This window comes from Halomonas cibimaris (genome assembly GCF_039537045.1).
In the GTDB taxonomy this organism is placed as follows: domain Bacteria; phylum Pseudomonadota; class Gammaproteobacteria; order Pseudomonadales; family Halomonadaceae; genus Vreelandella; species Vreelandella cibimaris.
Map to the genome: position 1 here is coordinate 1 of NZ_BAAAZT010000042.1, position 2,126 is coordinate 2,126.

Below are 2,126 nucleotides of genomic sequence, written 5' to 3' on the forward strand. Positions count from 1 at the left end.
TGTTGGCGTAGGAACCTTTATTCTGCGAGCTTGCCTCTATCCTGCCAAATCTTCCTGTCATCAAACGTCAACAGGCCCTAAGGCCATAGTGATTGAATGTTCCTTCAACGGATGTTTCTTTGGGCTTGCCGTGCTCGATAAACAGGCAAAACTGCTCTTGGGTTGAACGGCTATTAAACTGCACGTATGGCAGTTCAATGCGACGGGCAGCGGGCTTTTGATACAACGTGCGCGCTTCTTCCATGCTAATACCATGCCGCTTGGCATAGCGTTTGGCGCGGCTTTCACTGCCGGTATTAAACTGGCGTCGCCTGACGACGACATGGCGCGCACTTTCAGGCACCTGCGCGATATCACTGACCATAACGTGATCGCGCATTCCATTGAGCCAGCCGGTCTGCGCAAGCTTTTCCAGCCGTTCACGTGAGCCGTGCAGCCGCAGGTGGTTGCCCATCGTGCGCGCTTTCACACCGACACGGTGCTGCGGGAAACTGACGCCAATATCATTGGCATCCAGATCGAACAGGACACGGTGCAGCTTGCTGTACAGGGCCCTTAGTAAAAACACCTCGGGGAACTCTGGATCCGGTCGCAGGCGTATATCCATGTAGTGGGTCATACCGTGTTACCCCGCCTCGCCAAACACGCCGCCGCGAATCAGCGTCGCCATGACAAAATGCTGCTGCTCGGTTTCCGGCACTTGGTCTTTGAGTAGCCAGTTATCCAACAGGTTATAGAAGTCGACTTTCTGTTTGGGTTGGCGATAGGCTTTGCCTTGAGTAGTCACAGAGCCGTAGGGCTCAACGGCAATGGGGCCCAGATCGTCTTTGGCTTCCTGCGGGTACCAGGTATCAACGGTACGGATGGCGTTGCCCAGTTTTTGCGAGTGAATACCGGCGATATTATCGATTTGATAGAGCGTTTTGCTTTTATCGCCGCGACCGCGGTCCAAAATCAGCTCCTGCGAGGGAAACACTTCCTGGCCTGCGCCAACTCGCGCGTACGCGGTTACCTCAAGCAATACGAGCCCTTCATCGTTCAGGCCACGGCTGATGCTATCAGCCAGTTCACCAAGCTCTTGATCCGCGCCGTTGGGTGAAAAATCGCGCAGTGAAAGTGCTAGCGCGTCAAACGTCCATGTCTTGGCGGTGTTGCCCTGCTCCAATTTACGCACCTGAACTTCAACCGCTTCCGCTCCTACACGGCTGCGCCACAAAAAGCGGCCGTTAGCGAGGTTGTAGGCATAACGTCGCGCCAATTCGGCAAAACCGTTTTGCTCTACGTATCCGCCGACAACTTCTTTAAGTTTATCCTGGTATTCGGCGTTGTTGCAGGCCGATGGCACACCGGCGCCGCCCAGTACACGCAGGGTAAAGCATGTTTTCAGCGTATCGGCGTCGTGAGGCAGCGTAGCTACGTCTACCGTTTGCAGGTTGGGATTTTCTATTTGCGCATCCAGCTTGGCCGGGTCTTGCTCTTTTGCTTTGAGGCGATTGGAAATGGTGCCGCGTACCGATTTTTCGCGCACGGCAATGGGCTGTGCGTCAGCGTCATGGCGCTGCTCCCAGCGAACGGCGTACATCAGCGCGTCGGACGGATCGAGTTTACGTTCGAAAGCGAGAACGGAGGCGGTTTTGAGGGCCGTGTCTTTTTTAGCCATGATAAGCTCCTTGCGTTAAGCGCACGCACTGCGCTGGTAGTCGTTATTCAGGCGATACACGCCTTTTTCCATATCGTTGTCCACATACCAAAGCAGTTCACTCGGTGACTGCAAGTGGTGCGGGCTGCACCACTGGCCGATGGAATACAGACTTTCTACAAAGCAAAATGGCGTCGTTTCATCTCGGGCGCTGACGACCTCTCCAGGCCCAAAAACTTCGGTCAACGCGCCGTAGCCTACGGGCAGCGGTACCAGCCAGCCGGGCTTTTTACGCACTCGCCATTCCACTTCAACCTTTTCCTTGCCATCTGTGCTCTCGGTAACAGTTTGATGGCACTCCCAGTTCAAGCGTGAAAGATCCAGCGTAACTATTTAGCTCATGCTGCCTGATCCAGCTCGTCCTCTCGCATGAAGGCAGGCACCTCACCGGCAAACAGTTGCTCCAGCGCCGTGTGCGCCGCCAGGC

At 55.2% G+C, this 2,126-nt stretch carries 3 protein-coding genes; all 3 read right to left on the reverse strand.

Annotated elements, in window-relative coordinates:
• Nucleotides 1-67: 67 nt before the first annotated feature.
• The 3 genes from cas6f to ABD654_RS05655 are packed head-to-tail and all read right to left on the reverse strand — an operon-like array spanning nucleotide 68 to nucleotide 2,032.
• On the reverse strand, nucleotides 68-619 hold the full coding sequence (cas6f, locus tag ABD654_RS05645; RefSeq protein WP_344703130.1) for a type I-F CRISPR-associated endoribonuclease Cas6/Csy4: 552 nt from the start codon (nucleotides 617-619) through the stop codon (nucleotides 68-70).
• 6 nt (nucleotides 620-625) lie between these two features.
• On the reverse strand, nucleotides 626-1,660 hold the full coding sequence (gene csy3 / locus ABD654_RS05650) for a type I-F CRISPR-associated protein Csy3 (RefSeq protein ID WP_344703132.1): 1,035 nt from the start codon (nucleotides 1,658-1,660) through the stop codon (nucleotides 626-628).
• Nucleotides 1,661-1,675: 15 nt separating this feature from the next.
• Complete coding sequence (locus ABD654_RS05655) at nucleotides 1,676-2,032, reverse strand: type I-F CRISPR-associated protein Csy2 (RefSeq protein WP_344703133.1); 357 nt, start codon at nucleotides 2,030-2,032, stop codon at nucleotides 1,676-1,678.
• Between the last annotated feature and the right edge of the window lie 94 nt (nucleotides 2,033-2,126).

Coding starts and splice junctions, on each gene's coding strand:
- cas6f (WP_344703130.1), bottom strand. CDS start 619: ATGACCCACTACATGGATATACGCCTGCGACCGGATCCAGAGTTCCCC.
- csy3 (WP_344703132.1), bottom strand. CDS start 1,660: ATGGCTAAAAAAGACACGGCCCTCAAAACCGCCTCCGTTCTCGCTTTC.